Here is a 22,582-nt window from a genome sequence, read left to right on the forward strand (position 1 = left end):
GCCTGTGCACCGTTTAGCGGCGTCTGAGGTGGCGGTCTACGCAGGCCTGGGTGTTGCGTTTCATGCGGCTTTCAAACTGGGGGTCGTTGCCGGTGCGGTCGTAGGCATCCAGCGCGGCTTTCCAGCGAGTGCCATATTGTTTGCCGGTTTCGTCGAAGGTGCAGGAGCAAAGGGTGCGAGCCATTTGTTGGTTCAGGGTGCTGCCCTGAGAGGTGGCAGATTGGGTGCAAGCGCTCACGAATTCATTGCGCATTTGCTGCAGGGTTTTGGCTTGGGCGGCAGGAGCAGCAACAGCGGCTAATACGGCGGTGGCAAATAGGTATTTTTTCATTAGGCTTTCCTTTCTAACACGATGAATTGGGAACGAAACCATATTGTGCCGTTTGGCGGCGGAATTGTCTATAGCCGAAGCGCCTCATAAAGGGCGTTTGAACGGCAAAAGGCTACCTGAAAGTGGGGTTTCAGCGAAGTGATATACAGCTAAAGCACTTCACCTCCTACTGAGTCGGCTCGCTTTGCCGTTACCCGTAAACTGCCCTTTCAGTTTAGGAGACATACAGGGCGGGAGTTGCTGATCAGGCCAGCCTAAGTAGGCGTTATTGGGCGGGGTCGGGGAGTGATGGTACAGCATTCTGCTACGGTTACACCGGCCAATACTGCCACGAAGCCGTGTCTGCCGGGGAGCTGCCCACTGCCGATGTCGGCGACGAAATGCGCCGCCTGACCATAATTGATTACTGTGCCAAAGTTGCTTGCATGGGTTGGGTTTCGAACGCGCCGCAGTTGGAAATCAATCCGCTGGATGTAGCCGATGCGGCCGAAAAAGCCGGCATGGCACCGGTGGATTATGTGGCGAAAGGGTTGAAGGAGGGCACGCTGGAAATGTCTTGCAACGATCCGGAAAATCCGAAAAACTGGCCGTACAATATGTTTATTTTGCACTCCAACATTTTGGTTTCTTCCGGTAAAGGGTACGATTATTTCCTGAAATACCTGCCCGATACGCAAAACGGCCTGATGAGCGTCGAAGAAGATTGCTTGAAACCCACCGAAGAGAAACAGCGTGACGGCGTAGGAGACAAGCTGGATTTGTTTGCCCTGCTCGATTTCCGCATGAATGCCACCGCTTTACGTATGCTGACGTGATTTCCTCATCGCCACCTGGTATGAAAAAGACGATTTGAACAGGTCTGACATGCACCTCCACATCTGCCAGCTTACCGAAGCGGTGCAGTCTCTGTGGCAGAGCAGGCCTGACTGAAAAATCCACAAAGACTTGGCCAAAAAACTCAGCGAGCCGGCCAAAGACTACCTCGGCATACACAAAGACATCGTAACTCCCCTCCCCGCTGATGTACGACAGCTTGCAGGAGCTCGGCCGGCCCTTTGAGCCGAAAGACTGGAAACTTGGCGAGTGCGAGCCGATTCTGGGTGAAACCATGCCAGTGTGCCGGCTATGATTGTGGTGGAACACGATTACGGCACGGTTTACGAGCAATTCACTTTCATCTGCCCCTCGCTAGATAAAGATGAACAACAGCAAATCTGTTTCAGGTAGCCTTGTTTTATGCCCGATGATTGGCAGCCTGCTTGGCGGGCACAGGCTTGGGTGGCGGTAATTAGGGTTTTTATCGGTTTTCCTTTTTGTATTGTGAAGTGAAAAGCGGGCATTATGCAGTTTTGCAGAGAAAGAGAAATAGCAGCTTAGGTTTTCAGGTAGCTTTTGGCGATATCGGGAAGATGGTGGAGGCGTAGAGGCTACCTGAAACTTTACGTCTCCAAGGGATCGATATCCACTGACCATCTGGCCGCGGCAAATTGCCGTGCCAGCACGGCGAGGGCTTGCTGCCAGAGGGAAACTTGCCGGTGCAACGTTTTGCGGCAGGGGCTTTCCAGAAACACTTGGGTGCGTTCGCGGCCGGCGAGTTTGGCCAGCAGCATGGGCACGGGGCCGAGGCAGAGCACTTCCGCGGCTTCGGTTTCCACGCTTTCAGGTAGCCTTTGTTGCGCCACCCATTCGGCGGCCAGGCGCAATAACTCCAACGCATCGGCCATATTGGCGGCATCGGCGCGGACGGCGGCGGTGTGGGCGAAGGGCGGCATATCGAAGCTTTCGCGCTCGGCCAACTCGCCAGCGGCGAAGTCGGCATAGTTTTGCCGCAGCAGCGTTTGATACACGCGATGCTCCGGCAGGCGGGTTTGGATGAACACGCGGCCGGGCAGCTCGGCACGGCCGGCACGGCCGGCCACCTGCATCAGTTCAGCAAACAGCCGCTCGGGGGCGCGGAAATCAGCGCTGTAGAGGCTGCCGTCGGCGTTGAGTACCAACACCAAATTCAGGCGGGCAAAATCGTGGCCTTTGGCCAGCATCTGCGTGCCCACCAAAATATCCACGCCGTTTTCGGCGATGCGTTGGTAGAGCCGTTGCCAGTCGCCCTTGCGGGCGACGCTGTCGCGGTCCACGCGCTCGATTTTGGCCTCGGGAAGTTGTGCACGCAGAGCTTCTTCCACCCGCTGCGTGCCGATGCCCACTGCGGTGAGGTCTTGGTTGCCGCAGTCGGGGCATTTTTTCGGAATCGGCACCGCCAGGCCGCAATGGTGGCAGCGCAGCTGGCGTGCGCGCTGGTGCAGCACCAGTTTGGCAGAGCAGTGCGGGCAGCCGAAGGTGTGGCCGCAGTCGCCGCAGAAGAGGGCGGGGGCGAAGCCGCGCCGGTTGAGGTATACCATGCTCATGCCGCCGGCAGCATGATTTTGTTGCAACAGCTTGAAAGCGGCCGGGCTGAAGCCTTGGTCCAATAGCTCGCGGCGGATGTCGATCAGGCGGATTTCGGGCAAGCTGGCAGCCGCACGAGCGCGTTGTGGTAGGCTGAGCAGGCGGTAGCCGCCGCTTTGCGCCTTGTGCCAGCTTTCCAGCGAGGGCGTGGCGCTGCCGAGCACAATCGGGCAACCGGCCTGCTGTGCGCGCCACACGGCCAAATCGCGGGCGTGGTAGCGCAGCTCGCTGTCTTGTTTGAACGAGGAATCGTGTTCTTCGTCCACCACAATCAGCCCCAAATCCGGCAGCGGCGTGAACACCGCCAGCCGTGTGCCCACTACCAGCCGCACCTGGCCGCACATGGCTTTCAGGTAGCCTTGGGTGCGCTCGCCGGCGGCGGTTTGGCTGTGCAGCACGGCAGTTGGCACGTCGGCAAAGCGCTGCTGTAAGCGGGCGATGAGCTGCGGTGTTAGGCTGATTTCAGGCAGTAGGAACAACACCTGTTTGCCCGCCGAGAGCGCGGCGGCCATGGCTTCGAAATAGGTTTCGGTTTTGCCGCTGCCGGTGATGCCGTGCAGCAGGAAGGGGGCAAAACCCTGTGCCTGCGCCACCGCATCGGCAGCGGCCTGCTGCTCGGGGTTGAGCGGCACGGGCGAGGGCGGAATAGGCAGGCGGGCGGGCAAAGCGCCGGTTTCGGCTGCCAGCCAGCCTTGCGCCTGCCAGCTTGCCAGCTGAGCGGCGGCCTGCGGCGCGATGGTGCGGGCGGCGCTTTGGCTCACCGAGCCCTCCAGCAGCGCCTGCCACAGCGCGGCTTTGCGGCGGTGGTGCGGCGGCGGTGCGGGCTGCTGCCGCCCCAAATCGGTGAGAGAAAAATAGGTTTCCGGCTGCGGCAGCGGGCAGGGCTTGGCTTCGCGCAGGCCGGCGGGCAGGGCGGTGAAGGCGGTTTGGCCGATGGGATGGTGATAATAACGGGCAGTAAATTCAATCAGTTTGCGCCAGGCGGCGGGCAGCGGCGGCTCGTGTTCAAACACTTGCGCGAGCGGGCGGATTTTGTCCGGGCTGATTTCCGGCTCTTCGCACGCACCCCACACGATGCCGGCCACGGTTTTGCCGCGAAACGGCACGGCCACTCGCACTCCGGGCGCGGGAATGTGGTCGGCACGGTAGGTAAGCAGCGTGTCGAGCGGAACATTGAGGGCAACTTGGCAGTAGGGCACGGTGGTTGTGTGTGAGTACGGAGATGGCGGCTATTGTACCTGAAATGGCAAAGGCTACCTGAAGCGTGGCTTCAACGAGGTGAACCAAGGTTTTGGCGTAGCTAAGGCTTTGGCCTTGCTGCAGTTAAAACGGCAGCACAGATTTCAGGTAGCCTCTAAATCAGGGCGGGCGGTAAACTGGGCGTATCGTGCCAACGTAAAATCAGGCTACCTGAAAACTGTTGCTGCAACATAGTGAAAATAGCCTGCGGCAAGGCCGAAGCCAGTTTCAGGTGGCCTCATTTAAAACTTAAGGGGAACAATATGAATGCCACTTTGGAAGTATGCCAAGCCGACATCACCACGCTGGCGGTGGACGCGATAGTTAATGCTGCCAATTCCTCGCTGTTGGGCGGCGGCGGGGTGGACGGTGCGATACATCGCGCTGCCGGGCCGGAGCTATTGGCCGAGTGCCGCCAGCTGGGCGGCTGCCGCACCGGTGAGGCTAAAATCACACAAGGCTATCGGCTGCCGGCACGCTGGGTGGTGCATACCGTCGGCCCGGTGTGGCGCGGCGGGCAGCATGACGAAGCGAAACTACTGGCCGCAGCCTATACCAATTCTCTATGCCTCGCTGCGGAACAGGGTGCGCAAAGCATTGTTTTCCCCTGTATTAGCACCGGCGTGTATGGCTACCCAGTGCGCGAAGCAGCGAAAATTGCGGTGCGGACGGTGCGCGAAACGCTGCCGCAATGCCCGCAGATAGAGCGCGTGGTGTTTTGTTGTTTTTCGCAGCAAGATGCAGCACTGTACCGGCGATTACTGGAGGCTACCTGAAAAATTCGGGCGGATACGCAGCGCATGTTTGGCAGTAAGCAGGCAAAATCGGGTGTATCGCCAACACGGATTGCTTGGATTGTTGGCGGGAAGTATCGTTTTTGGTGGCTAAATGCAGGTTTTTGGTGTATTTATGGCGAAACTTGCTATAATCGCGGGCGCATTGCGCCAAGCGCAGCGGTTTTTGATAAAATACAGTGTTTTGGTAGCCGGGTTGAACAGCGTTATCACCTAAGGCTATCTGAACAACAGGTGCGCCAAAGCGCACCACCAGAAGACTAACCTTAATAGGAGATTCATCATCGCACAAGAACGCGAAGCACGGATTAACGGCGAAATCCACGCCAAAGAAGTGCGTTTAATCAGCGGCACGGGCGAGCAGCTCGGCATCGTAACCGTGAAAGAAGCCCTGGCCATGGCCGAAGAACAAGATGTGGATTTGGTGGAGATTTCCCCCACTGCCAAACCGCCTGTCTGCAAGCTGATGGACTACGGCAAATATAAATACGAGCAGTCGAAAAAACGCGACGAAGCCAAGAAAAAGCAGAAGCAGGTGCAGATTAAGGAAATCAAATTCCGCCCCGGCACCGACGAAGGCGATTATCAAATCAAAATGCGCAACGTTACCCGCTTCTTGGCCGATGGCGACAAAGTAAAAATCACCCTGCGTTTCCGCGGCCGCGAAATGGCGCACCAGCACTTGGGCGCGCAGCTTCTGGAGCGTGTGAAGGCCGATTTGGCCGAGGTGGCCGCTGTGGAGCAGTTTCCAAAAATGGAAGGCCGCCAGATGGTGATGATGGTTGCACCCAAGAAGAAGTAACCGTATAATTCACCGTTTTCCGCTCCGCCGCCCGCGGGAAACGGCTTCAATGTTGTGTGTGCGGCATAAAACCGTGGTTTCGGGTATTAAGCGCGGCCTGTTGCAGGCAGCCTCCCGATGCCTAATCCGATAAACCAATGGAGTTTTCCCATGCCTAAAATGAAAACCAAATCCAGTGCGAAGAAACGCTTCAAAGTGCTGGGCAACGGTGGCATCAAACGCGCCCACGCGTTCAAACGCCACATTCTCACCAAAAAAACCACTAAGAACAAACGCCAGCTGCGCGGTACCGCTATGGTGAACGAGCGCGACGTGGCTTCTGTTCACAAAATGTTGCCCTACGCTTAAAGGAGTCTGAAATATGCCACGCGTAAAACGCGGTGTAACCGCACGTGCCCGTCATAAAAAAGTATTAGTTCTGGCCAAAGGCTATCGCGGCCGTCGTAAAAACGTCTATCGCGTTGCCAAACAGGCGGTGATGAAGGCAGGCCAATATGCCTACCGCGACCGCCGTCAGCGCAAACGCCAGTTCCGTCAACTGTGGATTGCCCGTATCAACGCTGGTGCCCGCCAGCACGGCCTGTCTTACAGCAAGTTCATGAACGGCCTGAAACGCGCCGCTATCGAGCTGGACCGCAAAGTATTGGCCGACTTGGCCGTATTCGACAAAGCTGCTTTCGCGCAGCTGGTTGAAAAAGCCAAAGCCGCTTTGGCCTAATGCCTGATTAGAAAATCGGTCGGAGTTTTCCGGCCGATTTTTATTGTGCGGAAATTAAATGCGAGAAGAAGGTTGGGCAGTAACTCAACCTTGGCCACGCCAAACCATCGATCCGCTTAGCCGAAGCCAACGCTTTAGCTTCGCAGCAACCAGGCTTTGGTTGCGCCAAGACGTCGGTTCATCTCGTTGAAGTTGCGCTTTCAGGTAGCCTTTAGGGGGGGCGGCCGGCAAAACAAATTGTCCAGAGCTGGCCGGCAGCGTATAATCCATTTTCCTTTATCTGGGGGCGACCTTGGTTTCGACGGGGGTTGCGAAGCAGATGCGGGCATACCGGGGTCTCAGATTTCCCGTAAAACACTGAATTTAAATAGTCGCAAACGACGAAACTTTCGCATTGGCCGCCTAAGGCCTGCCGTTGCAGCAGTTGGTCAATGGGCTGTGTAGCGTAAGCTACCGCAACGTCATTCTACATTGACTGGTTTCCCGTCGGGTTACTTGGCGGGAAATGAGATTTAAGGTAACTGGCTCCCAAACAGCCTGTCTGTCGGCGGAATGGGGGTGAGATTTTAAGTTGGCAAGACTAAGTATGTAGAACGCTTTGTAGAGGACTTTCGGACGGGGGTTCGATTCCCCCCGCCTCCACCAGATTTCTTTTTGTAAAACTTGTTTGGGCAGCCTTCGGGCTGCTATTTTTTGTGTGCTTGAAGTGTGTTGGCAGTGTAGAAAGGCTACCTGAAAGTTTCAGGTAGCCTTGATTTGTAGTGGGTTAAAATAAGAATGCTATTGTGCAAGCTCACTAGGTTGTATTGTCTGCGGCTTGCCACTTTATTCCACTCTTATTTTTCCACTATTTGATAAGGTTTTGCTGTGGCTGACCCGTTTCCGTTATGGCAAACTCATCAATGCAGTTTAAAGGATGTGGTTGACTACAGAGATCTTCGGAAATACCGGCCAATTTGGTGAGTACGGCAATTCACGCGCCATTTGTTGCTGTTTTGCCAATAATAATCCACGATGATGCCTTGGTTATCAGTGTAGAAGATGCGGTCTTGGTTTTGGCCGTAGCAGACGTCGCTATAGTAGTTGGTAATGATGGGGCCGTTTTGACTGCTGCCTTCGTATTCACGGCCGCCGTAGGAGTAGTAAGTATAGCGCCAGAGGTAGGCATAGCGATTGTTTCCGGATTTGACCCTACCTCCTGTTGGTTCGACGCCATAGGATTTGATAACGGCATCGATGGGTTTGCCAACAAAGCGTTTCATACGTGTGTCTAGGCTGGCACAGCCGGCAGTGAGGCAAACGAGGCCGGCCAGGAGGGTGGTGCGGCCGATAGAGATTCGGGTGGGTATAATGTGCTTTCTTCATGGTGGAAATGAAAGGCGGAATGATAAAAAAAGGAATGGGCAAGTTGGCAAGAGGCTACCTGAAAACGTTTTATGTTTTTCAGGTAGCCTCTTGGTTGATACACGCTTGGCCTTTAATAATGCGGTGGGATTTCGGCAGCGGGATTAAAGGTTTGGTTGGTGCCGCTACCGTCTTTCTCTTGCAAGCGACCGTAGAGCAGGCGCAGCTGGGCTTGTTGCAAGTCTAAGGCTTGCTGCAAGCGGGCGACAGTGTCGTTCAGGCTGTCGAGCAGGTCGTTTTGTAGGGCGACCTGAATTTCCAGCTCGGCCAGCCGCGCTTCGGTGTCGTTATGCGTCATCACAGCACCATGGCGGCCACCCAGCCTGCGGCCATCAGCGGCAGATTGTAGTGGATGAAGGTGGGGATAACCGAATCGTAGATGTGGTCGTGCTGGCCGTCTACGTTTAGGCCGGAAGTGGGGCCGAGGGTGGAATCGGAAGCAGGCGATCCGGCGTCGCCCAGTGCGCCGGCAGTGCCGATGATGGCTACGGTGGCCATCGGTGAGAAGCCCATGCTGGCGCACAGGGGAACGTAGATGGAGGCAATGATAGGCAGGGTGGAGAAGGAGCTGCCAATGCCCATAGTTACCAACAAGCCAACGGCAAGCATAACCAGGGCAGCCATGCTTTTGTTGCCGGCAAACAGGTTGGCGCTGGTGTCGACCAAGGGTTCGATCTGGCCGGTGGCCTGCATCACTTCGGCAAAGCCCTGGGCGGCAATCATGATGAAGCCGATCATCGCCATCATGCGCAGACCACTGTCGAATACGACATCTACTTCGCGGCGGCGCACCACGCCGGTGGCCATGAATACGCCGAAGCCGACCATTGCGCCTAAGAGCAGCGCATCGCTATACACCAGCTGCACCACAAAGGAAGCCACAATCGCCACCACGGCCACCACGCTGCGGTAGGTGGAAATTTTCGGCGCATTGGCAGCGGCCTGCTCGGAGCTCAAATCCACCTGATTATTGGTGTAGTGGCGCGGTTTGCGGTAGTGGATGAAGGCGAGTAGCAGGCCGGTGAACATACCGGCGGCGGGAATCGCCATGGCTTCCATCACGTTGATGCCCTGCACGTTCATGCCGGCTTTTTGGATGTTGGCCAACAAGATTTGGTTTAAGAAAATCGCGCCAAAGCCATAGGGCAGGAACATATAGGTGGTCACCAAACCAAAGGTGATCACGCAGGCCAGCAGTCGGCGGTCGATTTGCATGCGGTTGAATACGAGCAAAAGCGGCGGCACCACCATCGGGATGAAGGCGATGTGGATCGGGATGATGTTTTGGCTCATAACGCTCATCAGTAAGAGCGCACCAATCAGCCCCCATTTCAGGCCGTTTACGCCGGAAGGGATTTGGTCGCGGCTGGCATTGCCGCCCATTTTGCGCACCACCATGCCAGCCAGCTGATAGGGCAGGCCGGAGTGGGCAATCGCCATGGCAAATGCGCCGAGCATGGCATAGGAGAGAGCAATCTTCGCACCGCCGGCCAAGCCGCTTTGAAGATGGGTAATCACGCCTTTGGTGATGACTTCATGGGTGGCCGGGTCGGTAATATCCGCCAGCGGCAACCCAGCGGCCAGGCCGCCCACAAATGCGCCAATAACCAGGCTCAACACAACGTGTACCCGTGCCGCCGACAAAATCAGCATCACCAGCACAGCCAACACTACGGCATTCATTTTGCTTTCTCCTTTCCTGCGCCTAATCCACATCCGCCAAAAGCAAAAGCCAAAGCCCAATTTCTCCGTTTATTGCCCGATGTGGAGAAATAAGCGCTTTAGCTTTGTGGCCGGATGGACGTTGGCCGCAGATTTATTTCATTAATCGGGAAATGAGTATAACAACGGAAAAAGCGGCAGGCAACAGGCAGATTGATTGGCTGTGAATAAATTTCCCCGCCGATTTAGCAGAATAGTGAAGGCTACCTGAAAAGCAGGAAAGTAGTTTCTGCATAAGCAGAGTTTAGGTGCGGATGAGCGGAAAAGATAATTATCAGCCGGGGAGCAGAGTGGCGTGCTATTTAAATAAGAAAGGCTACCTGAAAAACAGTTGCACTCATTTTTCAGGTAGCCTTCAAGCTGGCGGTATCAATTATCCAGCAAATCAGCCCAGGTTTCCGGCTGTGTCCACACAATGCGCGGTACTTTCAGGTGGCGGTTGTGTGGCGCATCGTAGAGGCGGTGTTGCCACAGGGGCGGCAGGCTGCCTTCGATAGTCGGTTTGTCGTCGATGAGGATGTCGCCGCGCACCCAGGTTTTGTCTTTGGCGATAATCACGCGCCGTGTCCATTCCGCGCCCAAGTGTTGTTCCACCCAGGCGATTTTCTCGCCGGCGCAGTAGCGGTATTGGTTTACCGGTGCGGTGCAGATACGCACGTCGTGTCCGGCGGTCAAGAGGGCATGGGCGGCTTCCACTGCGCCGGGCATGGGCGGCAGGCTTTCGAAAAACCCGACTGCGCCGTAGAGCTCGGCCGCGTGCGGGCGCAGGTGCTCGGGCAGGCGATCGCGGATGTAGAAAAGGTGTTCTTTGCCTTCTATTGGGGCGTCTTCGCCGAAGCGGCTGCGCCAATGGCGGCGGAATCCGCTTTCAAAGTCGGCGAGCACGTTGTCTTGGTCGAGCAGGATGAGCATGGCTGGCTTTCTGTGGTGTGTTGGGATGAGGCAGGCTGAAAAGTTGGTAGCTCGATTATAAGGTTTTATCGGACATCTAGGTTTGGGCTGTTAATTTTCAAACGCCAATGCCTGGTTGCCTGAATTTGTGGCATGGCCTGTTGGGCTGAAAAGGCTACCTGAAATTTCAGGTAGCCTTTGCTCTGTTTGCCCTAATCAATCCGGTAGTGCAGCAATCGGTAGGCATGGCGGATTTTGGGAAATAGGCGCATGAGCCAGTAGTTGAGGCCGATGTCTTTGGCTTCGGGGAAATCGGTCATGTGTTTGGCGGACACAAGATGGAGGTTGGCGGCCCAGCTTTCCATTTGGCGGTCGTCGTCGCAGGCGAAATCGAAGCGGGCGCGGGCGTGTTTGAGGGCGTCGTGTTGGTCGGAATGTTTCACCATGAACGTGCCGGCCACGTCGAAGGCGATTTCGCCGCGGAAGCGTTGGGCAAGCTGTTGGAACAGTTCGCGCACTTGGGCTTCGGCAAAATACATCAGCACGCCTTCGAGGATAAAGAGCACGGGGGCGGCGGGATGGCTTTGGCGCAGCCGTTCCATCCAGCCGGTGTCGAATGCGGAAGCGGGGACGAGGGTTTCGTTGGCTTGCGGTGGCAGTAGTGCTTCGCGCAGGGCGATGACGTCGGGCAGGTCGAGCTGGTAGAAGGGGGTTTGGTCGGCGGCGCTGCCGAGTCGCTCGCGGCGGCCGTCGAGCCCGCAGCCGAGAATGGTAACGATGCCTTCGGGGTGGTGGCGGATGAAATCGGCGGCCACTTGATCGAAATAGCGGGCGCGCAGGGCTGTGCCCACACGGCTGTTGCGGGCCGCGCGGAACAGGGCGAAGTCGTAGTCGATTTGCGGCACAAGGCGCAGGGCGGCGGGGTCGTTCAGTATCGGCCGGCTTTGCTGTGCGTCGAGGTATTTCATGTAGAGCGGAATCAGCAGGGTTTCGCTGACGGCGTCTTGGATTTTCAGCATAGTATCTCTCCTGAACCGGGCTGCCTGCAGGCGTTTCCTTAAACGGAGATTTGAGCTGTACAGAAACTGGGTTGCAGCTCTGCTTTCAGGTAGCCTGTTGGGCTAAATAGAAATGAGAATCTTACAAAAGTGATTATACACCTGAATAAGCAGCTTGAGATGATGTGAAAGGCTACCTGAAAGCTCTAAAGTGGCTCACCCGGATAGTTAAAGCAGCTATATCAGGGGGAAACGCCGGCTGCTTCGTGGTATTTTCAGGTAGCCTGTCTGCTTGAAAACCAAGCCAAACCGCCCAACTAGCAAAGTGCTGCTGATGCGGTAATTGCGTGTATACCGAATGCGCCTGCCGCTTCAGGCTACCTGAAAACCTCATCCCGCAAAGGAATCCCCATGAACCCCGTCTTCCAGCCCTACACCTTCAACAATGGCGCCACCGTTCCCAACCGCCTCGCCGTCGCCCCCATGACGCATTTCGCCTCCGATGAAAATGGCCACATTACCGACCAAGAGCGCACGTTTTTGCGAAATCGCTTCAAAGGCTTCGGCCTGTTTATCGCCGCCGCCACGCTGGTGCAGGCCGACGGCAAAACCTTCCACGGCCAGCCGTATGCCATCAACGAGGACGACCTGCCCAGCCTGCGCGAAGTAGCTCAAATCGCCAAAGCGCAAGGCGCAAAAGCCATCTTGCAAATCCACCACGGCGGCAAACTCGCCCCCAAAGAACTTTGCGGCGACATCGTCGCTCCGTCCGTCGATGAGACCACGGGCGCGCGCGAACTGACCACCGCCGAAATCGAACAGCTCATTGCCGCCTATGCCAATGCCGCCACCCTCGCGGTGCAGGCCGGATTTGACGGCGTGGAAATCCACGGCGCAAACGCTTACCTGCTGCAACAATTCGTGTCCGCCCAAACTAACCGCCGCACCGACGAATGGGGCGGCAGTCTGCACAACCGCCTGCGCTTCCCGCTGGCCGTGGTCGATGCCGTGGCCGCCGCCGTCAAAGCGCACGCCAAACCCGACTTCATCTTGGGCTACCGATTCTCGCCCGAAGAGCCGGGCGAGCAGGGCATCACCATGGCGGAAACCTTCGCCCTTGTGGACGCGTTGGTGCAAAAACCGCTGCAATATCTGCATGTTTCCCTGCACGATTTCTACAAAAAAGCCCGACGCGGCGCAGACCCCCATCGCGCCCGTATGGAACTGCTGCACGAACGCATCGCCGGCCGCCTGCCCTTAATCGGCGTGGGCAACCTTTACACCGGCAGCGACATCGCCAAGGCGTTTAATACCGGCTGGGCGGAGTTTATCGCGCTGGGCAAAACCGTGATGATTAACCCCGATTTGGCCGACTTAGTGCGCGAAAACCGCGATACCGACATCCAAACCGCACTCGATCCCGACCGTGCCGACCACCACCGCCTGCCCGATCTGTTGTGGCAACGTTGCCTGACCAACTCGCCGTGGTTGCCGCCGGTGAAAGGGATGGAACATCAGATTGTGGATATTTGAGCGTTTCAGGCGGCCTTTAGAAGCTGAGGGCTGTTTGAAAAATAGCAAAAGCAGCCTGCACTTGAGAAATTCAAGGTGCAGGCTGCTTTTCCATATTTTCAGGTAGCCTCAAACGCGCATCAAAGCAATGCCCTTCTCACCGCCTCCTGTCCTTGTGGGTCCAGCCGCAGGAATTGGTGGATGATGCGTTCGGCATCGGGTGCGTCGGCGGTAGAAAACAGCGATTGCACGTAATCGTTTGCAGGCTGCTTTTTGATGGCTTCGGGCGTGCCGATTTGTACCAGTTGGCCGTTGTGCATCACGCCGATGCGGCAGGCGAGTTTCAGGGCTTCCTGCATATCGTGGGTTACGAACACGATGGTGGTGCCGAATTTCTGGTGAATCATGGCGATTTGGTCTTGCAGCACGGTGCGCACCAGCGGGTCGAGCGCGGAAAACGGTTCGTCCATCAGCAGCACCTGGGGTTTGGCGGCAATGGCTCGCAAAATGCCGATGCGCTGCTGTTCACCGCCGGAAAGTTCGTGCGGGTAGCGGTCGCGGTAGTGCGCGGGGTCGAGTTCCACCAGTTCCAATAACTCATTCACACGCGTTTTGCGTTCTGCTTTCGGCCACCCCAGTACGTCTGGCATGAGTTCGATGTTTTCCGCCACAGTCATAGTGGGAAAAAGCGCGATTTGCTGCAATACATAGCCGATTTGGTGGCGCAGCTGGCGGATGTTGTAGTCTTTAATTCGTTTGCCGTGCAGATAAACGTTGCCGTCGGTCGGTTCAATCAGCGCGTTAATCATGCGCAAAGTGGTGGATTTGCCGCTGCCCGAACCGCCCACCAACACGAAAAATTCGCCCTGATAAATGGTCAAATCCAAATCGCGCACGGCATATTTGCCGTCATAGTGCTTGCCTGCGCCGCGAAATTCGATAAACGGGACAAGATTATTTTGCATATTGCGCCTTTACTACATCTTCAAAATTAAGCGGTGCACGTTCCAACAATTTCGGCAGGTCGTCTGAAACGGCGGCAAGTTCGCCTTTTGCAATGGCGGTGTAAGTGGAAACCCACGCTTCAATCTGCCAATCGGGCGTGTCAGGGTACGCGGCTTTGCGGCTGGCGAAGGCTTCTTCTAGGGTTTCGTTGTAGTAGCGGTGCGGTTTGCCGGTGATTTCGGTTAAGACGGCGGCTATTTCAGCAAAACTTAATGATTGAGAACCGGTTAGCGTGTAGGTCTGATTGTCGTGGCGGTGGTTGCCGCATGCGATGTCGGCGATGACGTTTGCCGCCGCTTGGGCGACATCGCGCTGCGAAACGCAGGCAACGCGCCCATCGTCGGCAGGGCCTGCGATGATGCCGTCTGTGTTGGTAATCGTTGCCATCATCTCGCTGTAAAAATTGTCGCGCAGAAAGGTGTAGCGCATATTTGTTTGCCGGATTGAATTTTCGGTAACCGCATGGGTACGCGCTAGCGTGAAGGTGCTGTCCAACGCCGCTTGTGCAAAAGAGAGATAGACAATGTGCTTCACGCCCGCTTCCGAAGCAGCCTGCACCAAAGTCAAATGCTCCTGCTCGCGTGTTGGGCTTTCGGCGGCAGACACCATAAACAGCACGTCCACCCCGTTTAACGCCTGCTTGGCAAGCTCCAAATCGCCATAGGCAAACCGTCGCGCTTCGCAGTTCGGCAGGTCGGGCGCTTTGGCGGGGTTGCGCAGCGGCAGGATAAGCGGCAGGCCGCGTGTGTTTAGATGACGGGCGACCATGCCGCCGATGTTGCCGCTGGCGCCTGTGATGGCTAGATTCATGGTGTTTTCCTTATGCGTTTTCAAAAGTGATGGCTTTGCCGTTTGCAGGGTTTCTGTCAAACCATGTGCAGGCTGCTTTTTGGGTTTCAGGTAGCCTTATTCGTTCACCACCACCACTTTCCCAAATCCGTCCGTGCTTTGTAAAAAACGGTGGGCTTCGGGAACTTGTTCCAATGCAAACACGCGTTCAATTAAGATTTTCACATTAAACTGCCGGATATAGTCAAACATCGCATCCAGCTTGGCTTGCGACACATTGCCCGAATAAAAGGCGGTGAGATAGCTGTTGTTTTTGAGTTCGATAATCGGCTCAAAATCGTTCACGTACCATATGTTACCAAGCTGCCCCGTATTGCAAACGATGCCGTGTTCGTTGATGTGGGAGAAGGAATCACGCAAAGTTGCCGGCCCGACCAATTCCAGAATTTTGTCGTAGCTTTGGTCAGTTTGCAGTTTGCCATCGGCTTCAGTAATCACTTCGTCAAATCCGACCGCTTGCAAACGGGTAGCTTTGACAGGATTACGCGTTGAACCATGCAGTACGACATGCGGAAACTGCGCTTTAAGCAGCTGTGCAAAGGCTACGCCCACGCCGCTGCCTGCACCACGTACCAGCACACGATCTTGCGGCGCGATACGAAGCTGCTGCAATGAGCCGAATGCGGTGTAGTAGGTTTCGGGAATTGCGGCAAGGGTTGTCCAATCCAAGTCGGTATGAACGGGGTAAATTTGCTCGTTGGGTAGCAACACATATTCGGCGTAGCTACCGTCAAAGGCGCGCCCCATTTCGCCCATAATAGAGACGACCTTTTGTCCGACCGCCAGCGCGGGCGTGGAACTTTGCGCCACTTCGCCCACACATTCAATGCCCAAGATGCGCGGAAATTGGACGGATGGCGATTTGCCTTCGCGTGTGAAAATCTCGGAATGGTTGATGCCGAAGCCTTTAATTTTTACCAGTGACCAACCCTCTTTGATATCAGGTGTTGGCACGTCTTGATAAATCAGTTGTTCTGGACCGCCGGCTTGGTAGATTTTTACGGCTTTCATAATACCTCCCTAAGAATCTGATGCTTTCAGGTAGCCTGCTACCAATTTCACTTTCCTAACAACCCATTTTTCTCCAAATAATCCCGCGCCACGTTTTCCGCGCTTTCGCCTTGCACTTTTACGCGGTAGTTCATCTCGCTCATTTCCTCTTCGCTGATTTTTCCCGCCAGTCGGTTAAGTGCGGTCACAATTTGAGGATTTTTTTCGGCAAATTCTGCTTTCATCAGTGGCGCGCCCTGATAGGCGGGGAATAGGGAAATATCATCTTTCAGCAGGCGCAGCTGGTATTGCTTCAATTCGGCATCGGTGGAAAAGGCTTCCACCAGGTCGATTTTGTCGTTCAGCAGCGCCGTATAGCGCAGGGCAGGTTCTAGGCTAACAATATGTTTTAGCGTGATACCGGCAGCCTGCATGCCTTTGTAGCCGTCTGCTCGGTCGGTAAATTCCAGTGAGAAACCTGCCCGAATATCGGGCGCAACCTGCTTTAAGTCGCTGATGGCATTCAGTTGGTGCACCGCGCCGTAGCTTTCTTTAACTGCCAACGCATAAGTGTTCTGATAAGACATAGGCGGCAGAAACTCTAACTGATATTGTTCCGCCAATAATTGTTTGCCCAGTCGATAGGTTTCATCGGGCGACAGATGGCGGTTTTTCTGTTCAGGTGGTACTTGTACTAAGGCTTCCAACACTGTGCCGGTGAATTCGGGATAAATGTCAATTTTACCGCTTTTCAGTGCGTTAAACAGGAAGGTGGTTTTGCCGAAATTAGGTTTGACTATGACTTTCACATTCGGATTTTCACGTTCAATCAATAATTTATACATGTTAATCAGAATATCCGGTTCGCTACCCATTTTACCGGCAATCACCACATTTTTTGTGGTAGGCGTAAATGAAATCTGCGACAGACCGAGTGCGCCGAGGCCCACCGCCAATGCCAAAATAATCGGCAACTTGCGTCGCGATTTCTGCAACAGCCCGATAATGCCGCTTACGCTGACAGCCAGTAACGCGGAGAGCAATGCACCGGTAAACGTCATCGTCATGTTGTTGCGGTCGATACCGAGCAGAATCAGGTTACCCAAGCCGCCTGCGCCAATTAACGCCGCCAGTGTTGCCGTGCCAACAATCAGCACTGCCGCTGTGCGGATGCCCGAAATCATGGCAGGCAACGCCATCGGTAGCTCAATCCGCCATAGCGACTGCCAACGTGATAGCCCGAATGCCGTGTACGCATCTTGAATCGATTGGTCGATTTGGGTCAGCCCCAAATAGGTATTTTGAAAAATCGGCAACAGCGCGTATAGCGTGAGCGCAATCAAGACGGGCGGTGATCCAATGCCGACAAACGGGATCAGCAAACCCAGCAGTGCCAAAGACGGGATGGTTTGCAATATATTGGTGAACTGCAATACCGCTTCCGCTGCCCGCTGTCTGCGCGCAAACAACACGGCGGCAGGCACCGCAATTGCCACTGCCGCGAACAAAGCCAGTCCGGAAAGCCATAAATGTGTGAGCAGCATTTGCCAGAGTTCGGCAGGGGAGAAGGGAAGGGATGAGGGCATGGGGTTTGGCCGTGTTGGTGATTAGTGGATTGAATGGTATAGGGGTTTTTAGCATGTGACAAGGAATGGCGGTGTGAAGGCGGAGGTGGGAAAAGCAGCCTGCACTTTGCGAATTCGAAGTGCAGGCTGCTTTTTAGGTTTTCAGGTAGCCTTTATTAGGCGATATAGGCTTTATCTACGCGTTTCTCTTTGCTATTCAAACATCCCCAGCACCTCTTCCAACAGTTCAACGCGCCATGTTTCGTTGGCAGGATTGTCCAACGCGGTAGAGAGGGCGGCATATGCTTTGTCTGCACGTACGCCTTCTATTTTTTCAATTTTGTCGAGAATGCCCGTTGCTTCATGCGCCATTTCGAAATTGCCGTCAATCAGCCAGCCAATGGCTTTCTCAAACAAAGGCTCTGCCGGATAGTTTGCCAAGGCATAAATCAGCGTACCGCGAACTTTGGTGTATTCCGCGCTGTCTAGTGCGGCCAAAATCAACGGGTAGATTTCCCGATTACGTTGTTCGGCAAGGTCTAAAATCAGTGGGATTTTGTCCCGCAGCGGGGTTTGCGGATTTTTGATTTGTTCAATCAATTCGTTATTGCTCATTTTATTTTCAGAACCACCTTGTTCATCATTGATAAAGGCTACCTGAAAGCCTATCACACCTGCCCAGCAATAATTATCCAAACAAATGCCAGCCCCGCTGCCGATATCATCACAAATAACAGCCAGACAGCAATCGCTTCACGGCGTTCCTTTCAAATCGGGGTTTGGGTGCTGCTATGGTTGGATACGTTTATAATCTCGGGATAAAAAAACGATATAAGTGCATAATGGATAAACGAATCCAAACAAATAGCAGGTGAAATAAGGCATCCATCCCCCTTCTTTATTAAGAATATATATCGAAAAACAAATACTAAATAAACAGAAAAAACTTAGGGGGTAAAGCCATTTCATTCCCCTATTCCAAAATCTGGCCAAGATAGGTATTTTATATTCTATAAAAAAGAAAGGTATATCCAAGGGAAACATGTCAGATAAAAACTTTTGTTTATTTTTTACTATAGATAGAACCCTACTTCTCAAGAGAAAACCATTAATAACACCAGTTGCCGTTATTAATATATAGAGAATAGTATAGGTATGAATAATCTTCATTAAACAAAAAGTGGAAGCGGCAGATAAATTACATACGATAAATTGGAATATAAAATATTTACGGTCTAAACCTTGTTCGGTTGCAATTTTTTTAAAGTTGCCTTGAGCAAAAAAATGAAAAGAATCCATCGACTATCCTTTAAAATAAAAACTGAACGATATCGAACGTATATAAAGTATTATTCATAATTTATTTAAAACAGCAGCCGTAGGTCGGATACTTATATCCGACAAACCGTTATGCCGAACATATCGGATTCGAGAATCTGATTTACGACTGCTGTTTTTCGTGTTTCCATGCTCAAAAATACCTAATATTGTTTATATTGTTTGGAAATTTTGTTAAAACGCTGCTTTCAGACGGCCTCTGCAAAGTGCAGGCTGCTTTCCTGTGTTTGGAAGATGCAAAAAGCAGCCTGCACTTTGGTTTACAACCCCAATTCCCCCCAAATCTCATCAATTTTAGCCGTAACCGTAGGGTCTTTTTTAATCACCCGTCCCCATTCGCGGTCGGTTTCTCCCGGCCATTTGTTGGTCGCGTCCAAACCCATTTTGCTGCCAAGTCCGCTGACGGGTCTGGCAAAGTCGAGATAGTCGATGGGGCATTTTCACCACATTCGATGCCATGCTCTAAATGTCTTTCAACAGTGGCAGTTTGGAAAACGCGTCTTTGATGCCCTTGGGCGGCTCGGGTTCTTTTAGATACGCCAGTATCTTCCCGATTTCGCGCAACTTGGACACGCTGTCCGTACCCATGCCCGTCGCCACGTGTTCGGGCGTGCGTCGGGCTTAATCGAGTTTTCAAACAGCAACACCAACCTTTCGGCGCGCAGCATGCGGTCGGCGATTTCAGCCATTTCCAAATGCAGGGAAACGGGATGGGCGAAATGCTTGAGTTTGCTCTACTGCTCAAGCATGAAGATAAAGTCGCGTAGGTTATTTCATTTAAAGGCTACCTGAAAATGATATATAGCTTTGGGATGATTGAGAAGAGTTCAGTCGGCATATTCTTTCAGCCACTCCCTAATCCACTCCGCTCTTTTTTCGGCTGCAGGCGTGCCGGTGGGCAGGGAGATGAAGGTGGGCATTGTCCACGCACCGCCGGCAAATCCACGGCACATTTGATCGGTGGCGGAATAAGTCAGGCTAAATTTTCTGCCGTTCCAAATCCAGTTTTCATGCCCCCAACAATCGCCGAAACCGCGTTCTTTCCAGTTGTTGGATATGATGCCGTCATATCTATAACTTTCGTTAATTTTATTGCCAAGTATTGATTCGATTCGTGAAAAATCCCTGTTGGTTACTGTAACAAATTGGGTTACACCGTTCGAAGCCGTATGCATACAGTCGGCTCGTATCAGTATATGGCCGCCACTCAAGCGGTAGGCTTCGATTTTTGGGGTCTCCTCTGTTGAATCAACAAACTCGCAGAATTTTGCCTGCGGCAAACGACGCAGTTTTTGCACCAATGCACGGTATCGCGGGGTATGGCGTTTTAATACGCGCACCATCGGCATAGACGGGCTATTACTGTTTGCCAGCGCACTATTTGGCTGAATGCGTGGCATTTCCGGTACAGCTGCCGCATGGATTATCGGTAAGGGTTGCGGCTGCAACACGGGGCGGCGGCTGTGGCCGGGGTTGATGAGAGCAGAGGGAGTGCCGTTGCGGCGTTGGAACGCATCCATGCGGCGCAAAATGGCAGTGGCACCATTGGCCGACAGCCGCCATACCGTGCCGTTTGTTGTGTGTAGACTGATGGCAGTTCGGCGTTTTAAGGCTGCCAACAGAGCTTGCGTTTGCGAGGCAGGTAATTTGGTTACACCTTCACCCTGATCAGTGAATACAACTCGGCCAACTGTGTGGTTGTCGATACGTAACTCAGTTACGGTTTGCTGCCGAGCCAAATTATCTTGATAACTAATTTGCAGATGGCTAGACACGACAGCCCGCTCGCCGGCGGCGCGTTGCAGCAGCAGGGAAACCGGCAGCCCGTGAGAGTCTTCTTCGTTGGCATAGCCTGCGGCACGGCACGTGCCAGTGTTGTCGCAGGCCAGCTCCCAATCGCCCTGCGTGGTGTAGAAACCTTGAATAGGCGCAGCGGCCAGCTTACTGCCGAGCAACAGTAGCAACCATAGTGAATGACGCAACATTGTAATCTCCTTAGGGGGGGATGGCCGAGATGAGGGATGGGGGTGCAAAGGTTAAGGCTACCTGAAAAGATTGGTTTGGTCGGGTGGATTGGTTTGCGTACTGCGCTAATTTTTCAGGTAGCCTTTATTCGTTCAGGTATACTGCGCCGCTATTTGCTATGCAGCATTCGTTGGACGGCTTCGATTTTACCGATGAGGATGTCGGGCAGGGCGTGGATGGATTTGATGATGGCTTGGTTGATGAGGTCTCGGTCTTCGGAGCGGGGTTTTTTCAGCACATAATTCACTACTTCGTTGCGATCACCGGGGTGGCCGATGCCTAGGCGCAGGCGGTAGAAGTCGGGTGTGCCGAGGCGAGCTTGGATGTCTTTGAGGCCATTGTGGCCGCCGTTACCGCCGCCGAGCTTGAATTTGATGCGGCCGGGCTCGAGGTCGAGTTCGTCGTGGATCACGAGGATTTCTTGGGGTTTGATTTTATAAAAGGCGGCGAGTGCCTGCACGGATTGGCCGGAGAGGTTCATATAGGTTTGCGGTTTGAGTAGGCGGATTTCGCCTTCGGGCTGTGTGCTTCGGGCGTGGCTGCCGAAGAATTTTTTATCGTCCTGCCAGCTGGCCTGCCATTTGCGGGCGAGTTCGTCCAGCAGCCAGAAGCCGGCGTTGTGGCGGGTGTCTTCGTATTCGGTGCCGGGGTTGCCGAGGCCGACGATGAGTTTGATTGGCATGGGGTTTCCTTGTTGGGTTTCAGGCATAGCGGATTAACTTCACTTTCGCTACTGCATTGGTTCGTCTTGCCGTACTTCCGTACTGTCTGCGACTTGCTGCCTTGTAGGAAAAAATAATTGCTTCAGCTATCTCTTAGGCTGACCACAGCTGGCGGGCAAAATTGCCAATCAATAGGCACAGCAAAGCCATAAAGCCATAACGCAGCCAGCGGCTGCCGCCGAGCACTGCTAGCCGTGCGCCGCAGAAGCCGCCGCTTAGGTTGGCTGCCGCCAGCGGCAGCGCCCAGTGCCATAGCACATGTTGGCTGGGGATGAAAAAGCTCAGCGCGGCCAGATTGGTCATCAGGTTGATTACCTTGGCGCAGGCGGTGGCAGTGAGGAAATCGTAGGCAAAAAAGCGCACGAACACGAAGGCCAGCAGGCTGCCCGTGCCCGGGCCGAACAGGCCGTCATAAAAGCCGATAGCTGCGCCAAACGCCGTGCCCAGCAGCATTTCGCCCCGCGTGAGCGCGTGGGTGCGCTCGGTTTGCCCCAAATCTTTGCGGAAGAAGGTGTACACAAACATCGCCACCATAATCACCAGCATGGCCGGTTTCATATATTGCACCGGCACATAGGCCACTAGCTTCGCGCCGGCGAACGAGGCGGTAAAAGCCAGCGCGCCGGCGGGCAGCAGCATTTTCCACGGCAGCTTCAGGCGGCGGGCAAATTGGCCGGCGGCGGTGAAGGTGCCGGCGAACGAAGCCGCCTTGTTGGTGCCCAGCACGGTGGGCACGGGCGTGGCGGGAGGCAGCACGCCGAACAGCGCGGGCAGCTGCAACAGCCCGCCGCCGCCAACGGCCGCATCCATCAGCCCGGCCAAAAAGCCTGTGATGAGCAGCAGGATAAAGGAAAGCTCCATGGGTTTCTCCGTTGATAATGGGGTAGGGCGGCATTGCCACGCCGCCGTTTGGTTTGAATTTTCGAAATAAGCATTTTCAGGTAGCCTTTATATTTGCGCTCTATTTATCCTTGCGCTTCATGCCCGCGCGGGCACTCAATTTAGCTTCGCAAAAACAAACCCTCTTGCAGAGGCCTTGTTTTAACTTCGTTAAAACGAATCCTTCTAACGAAGGCTTCGTTTTTGCTTCACAGAAACTCGCCCCCCTTCGGAGACCTCGTTTTCTTTACTTCGCCAAAGAAAGGAAGCAAAGAAAGGCGACTGCGGGCACAGGTTTGGCTTCGCCAAACTTCCCTCACTTCACTCGGTTTTTCGGGCGGGCTCGCAACTTGCGG

At 54.3% G+C, this 22,582-nt stretch carries 23 protein-coding genes, 1 other RNA gene and 1 pseudogene; 7 read left to right on the forward strand and 18 right to left on the reverse strand.

Annotated elements, in window-relative coordinates; all coding sequences use genetic code 11:
* Positions 1–13 precede the first annotated feature (13 nt).
* Positions 14–331 (reverse strand): hypothetical protein, encoded by a 318-nt coding sequence (locus A7Q03_RS03920; RefSeq protein ID WP_067447533.1) that lies wholly within the window; start codon positions 329–331, stop codon positions 14–16.
* Positions 332–669: 338 nt separating this feature from the next.
* On the opposite strand from A7Q03_RS03920, the gene A7Q03_RS10830 reads away from it, so the two are divergent.
* The gene (locus A7Q03_RS10830) at positions 670–1,146 is read left to right on the forward strand and encodes a molybdopterin-dependent oxidoreductase (RefSeq protein ID WP_067447534.1); all 477 of its coding nucleotides are present in this window, start codon (positions 670–672) and stop codon (positions 1,144–1,146) included.
* 624 nt (positions 1,147–1,770) lie between these two features.
* Here A7Q03_RS10830 and A7Q03_RS03930 read toward each other — a convergent pair.
* Entirely contained in the window at positions 1,771–3,972 is a 2,202-nt protein-coding gene (locus tag A7Q03_RS03930) for a primosomal protein N' (protein WP_067447535.1), read from the reverse strand.
* Between the two features lie 303 nt (positions 3,973–4,275).
* On the opposite strand from A7Q03_RS03930, the gene A7Q03_RS03935 reads away from it, so the two are divergent.
* Positions 4,276–4,788 carry an O-acetyl-ADP-ribose deacetylase gene (locus A7Q03_RS03935; RefSeq protein WP_067447537.1) on the forward strand — a complete coding sequence of 171 codons (513 nt, stop codon included), beginning with the start codon at positions 4,276–4,278 and terminating at the stop codon, positions 4,786–4,788.
* Here the strand turns inward: A7Q03_RS03935 and A7Q03_RS03940 are convergent.
* A complete protein-coding gene (locus A7Q03_RS03940; RefSeq protein ID WP_156496194.1) occupies positions 4,781–5,131 on the reverse strand; it encodes a hypothetical protein in 351 nt (116 codons plus the stop codon). The genes A7Q03_RS03935 and A7Q03_RS03940 overlap by 8 nt on opposite strands.
* On the opposite strand from A7Q03_RS03940, the gene infC reads away from it, so the two are divergent.
* From infC to ssrA, 4 genes are all read left to right on the forward strand, one after another.
* On the forward strand, positions 5,087–5,608 hold the full coding sequence (gene infC, locus A7Q03_RS03945; RefSeq protein ID WP_082880675.1) for a translation initiation factor IF-3: 522 nt from the start codon (positions 5,087–5,089) through the stop codon (positions 5,606–5,608). The two genes, A7Q03_RS03940 and infC, sit on opposite strands and share 45 nt — an antisense overlap.
* 150 nt (positions 5,609–5,758) lie before the next feature.
* Positions 5,759–5,956 (forward strand): 50S ribosomal protein L35, encoded by a 198-nt coding sequence (gene rpmI, locus A7Q03_RS03950; protein ID WP_003823953.1) that lies wholly within the window; start codon positions 5,759–5,761, stop codon positions 5,954–5,956.
* A 13-nt stretch (positions 5,957–5,969) separates the two neighbouring features.
* A complete protein-coding gene (rplT, locus tag A7Q03_RS03955; RefSeq protein ID WP_023888029.1) occupies positions 5,970–6,326 on the forward strand; it encodes a 50S ribosomal protein L20 in 357 nt (118 codons plus the stop codon).
* Between the two features lie 282 nt (positions 6,327–6,608).
* Positions 6,609–6,971, forward strand: a transfer-messenger RNA (tmRNA) gene (ssrA, locus tag A7Q03_RS03960).
* Between the two features lie 281 nt (positions 6,972–7,252).
* Here the strand turns inward: ssrA and A7Q03_RS03965 are convergent.
* The 5 genes from A7Q03_RS03965 to A7Q03_RS03985 all read right to left on the reverse strand — a co-directional run bounded on the left by A7Q03_RS03965 (position 7,253) and on the right by A7Q03_RS03985 (position 11,362).
* Entirely contained in the window at positions 7,253–7,588 is a 336-nt protein-coding gene (locus tag A7Q03_RS03965) for a hypothetical protein (RefSeq protein ID WP_231863725.1), read from the reverse strand.
* 215 nt (positions 7,589–7,803) lie between these two features.
* A complete protein-coding gene (locus A7Q03_RS03970; RefSeq protein WP_067447543.1) occupies positions 7,804–8,028 on the reverse strand; it encodes a SlyX family protein in 225 nt (74 codons plus the stop codon).
* On the reverse strand, positions 8,028–9,413 hold the full coding sequence (locus tag A7Q03_RS03975; protein WP_067447545.1) for a Na+/H+ antiporter family protein: 1,386 nt from the start codon (positions 9,411–9,413) through the stop codon (positions 8,028–8,030). Before A7Q03_RS03975 ends, A7Q03_RS03970 begins: the two co-directional genes overlap by 1 nt.
* Positions 9,414–9,821: 408 nt before the next feature.
* On the reverse strand, positions 9,822–10,364 hold the full coding sequence (locus A7Q03_RS03980; protein ID WP_067447546.1) for a 5'-3'-deoxyribonucleotidase: 543 nt from the start codon (positions 10,362–10,364) through the stop codon (positions 9,822–9,824).
* 191 nt (positions 10,365–10,555) lie between these two features.
* Complete coding sequence (locus A7Q03_RS03985; RefSeq protein ID WP_067447548.1) at positions 10,556–11,362, reverse strand: class I SAM-dependent methyltransferase; 807 nt, start codon at positions 11,360–11,362, stop codon at positions 10,556–10,558.
* Positions 11,363–11,752: 390 nt separating this feature from the next.
* Here A7Q03_RS03985 and A7Q03_RS03990 point away from each other — a divergent pair, with 390 nt between their 5' ends.
* A complete protein-coding gene (locus tag A7Q03_RS03990) occupies positions 11,753–12,874 on the forward strand; it encodes an NADH-dependent flavin oxidoreductase (RefSeq protein WP_067447550.1) in 1,122 nt (373 codons plus the stop codon).
* Between the two features lie 119 nt (positions 12,875–12,993).
* Here A7Q03_RS03990 and A7Q03_RS03995 read toward each other — a convergent pair whose 3' ends face one another.
* The 10 genes and pseudogenes from A7Q03_RS03995 to A7Q03_RS04035 all read right to left on the reverse strand — a co-directional run bounded on the left by A7Q03_RS03995 (position 12,994) and on the right by A7Q03_RS04035 (position 22,208).
* Entirely contained in the window at positions 12,994–13,818 is an 825-nt protein-coding gene (locus A7Q03_RS03995; RefSeq protein WP_067447552.1) for an ABC transporter ATP-binding protein, read from the reverse strand.
* Positions 13,808–14,668, reverse strand: coding sequence for an SDR family oxidoreductase (locus A7Q03_RS04000; RefSeq protein ID WP_067447554.1), 861 nt, complete (start codon positions 14,666–14,668; stop codon positions 13,808–13,810). The genes A7Q03_RS03995 and A7Q03_RS04000 overlap by 11 nt, the downstream gene beginning before the upstream one ends.
* Before the next feature lie 96 nt (positions 14,669–14,764).
* Positions 14,765–15,718 carry a zinc-binding alcohol dehydrogenase family protein gene (locus A7Q03_RS04005; RefSeq protein ID WP_067447556.1) on the reverse strand — a complete coding sequence of 318 codons (954 nt, stop codon included), beginning with the start codon at positions 15,716–15,718 and terminating at the stop codon, positions 14,765–14,767.
* Positions 15,719–15,765: 47 nt separating this feature from the next.
* Complete coding sequence (locus A7Q03_RS04010) at positions 15,766–17,283, reverse strand: ABC transporter permease/substrate-binding protein (protein ID WP_067447558.1); 1,518 nt, start codon at positions 17,281–17,283, stop codon at positions 15,766–15,768.
* 192 nt (positions 17,284–17,475) lie between these two features.
* Entirely contained in the window at positions 17,476–17,877 is a 402-nt protein-coding gene (locus A7Q03_RS04015; protein WP_067447560.1) for a hypothetical protein, read from the reverse strand.
* A 174-nt stretch (positions 17,878–18,051) separates the two neighbouring features.
* A complete protein-coding gene (locus A7Q03_RS04020; protein WP_067447562.1) occupies positions 18,052–18,561 on the reverse strand; it encodes a hypothetical protein in 510 nt (169 codons plus the stop codon).
* Between the two features lie 299 nt (positions 18,562–18,860).
* Positions 18,861–19,349, reverse strand: a pseudogene (locus A7Q03_RS10835) (hypothetical protein).
* Between the two features lie 78 nt (positions 19,350–19,427).
* The gene (locus A7Q03_RS04025) at positions 19,428–20,585 is read right to left on the reverse strand and encodes a DUF1176 domain-containing protein (RefSeq protein WP_067447566.1); all 1,158 of its coding nucleotides are present in this window, start codon (positions 20,583–20,585) and stop codon (positions 19,428–19,430) included.
* Between the two features lie 149 nt (positions 20,586–20,734).
* The gene (gene pth, locus A7Q03_RS04030; RefSeq protein WP_067447568.1) at positions 20,735–21,307 is read right to left on the reverse strand and encodes an aminoacyl-tRNA hydrolase; all 573 of its coding nucleotides are present in this window, start codon (positions 21,305–21,307) and stop codon (positions 20,735–20,737) included.
* 133 nt (positions 21,308–21,440) lie between these two features.
* Positions 21,441–22,208 (reverse strand): TSUP family transporter, encoded by a 768-nt coding sequence (locus A7Q03_RS04035; RefSeq protein ID WP_067447570.1) that lies wholly within the window; start codon positions 22,206–22,208, stop codon positions 21,441–21,443.
* Between the last annotated feature and the right edge of the window lie 374 nt (positions 22,209–22,582).

The organism is Eikenella sp. NML99-0057 (genome assembly GCF_001648535.1).
GTDB classification, from domain to species: domain Bacteria; phylum Pseudomonadota; class Gammaproteobacteria; order Burkholderiales; family Neisseriaceae; genus Eikenella; species Eikenella exigua.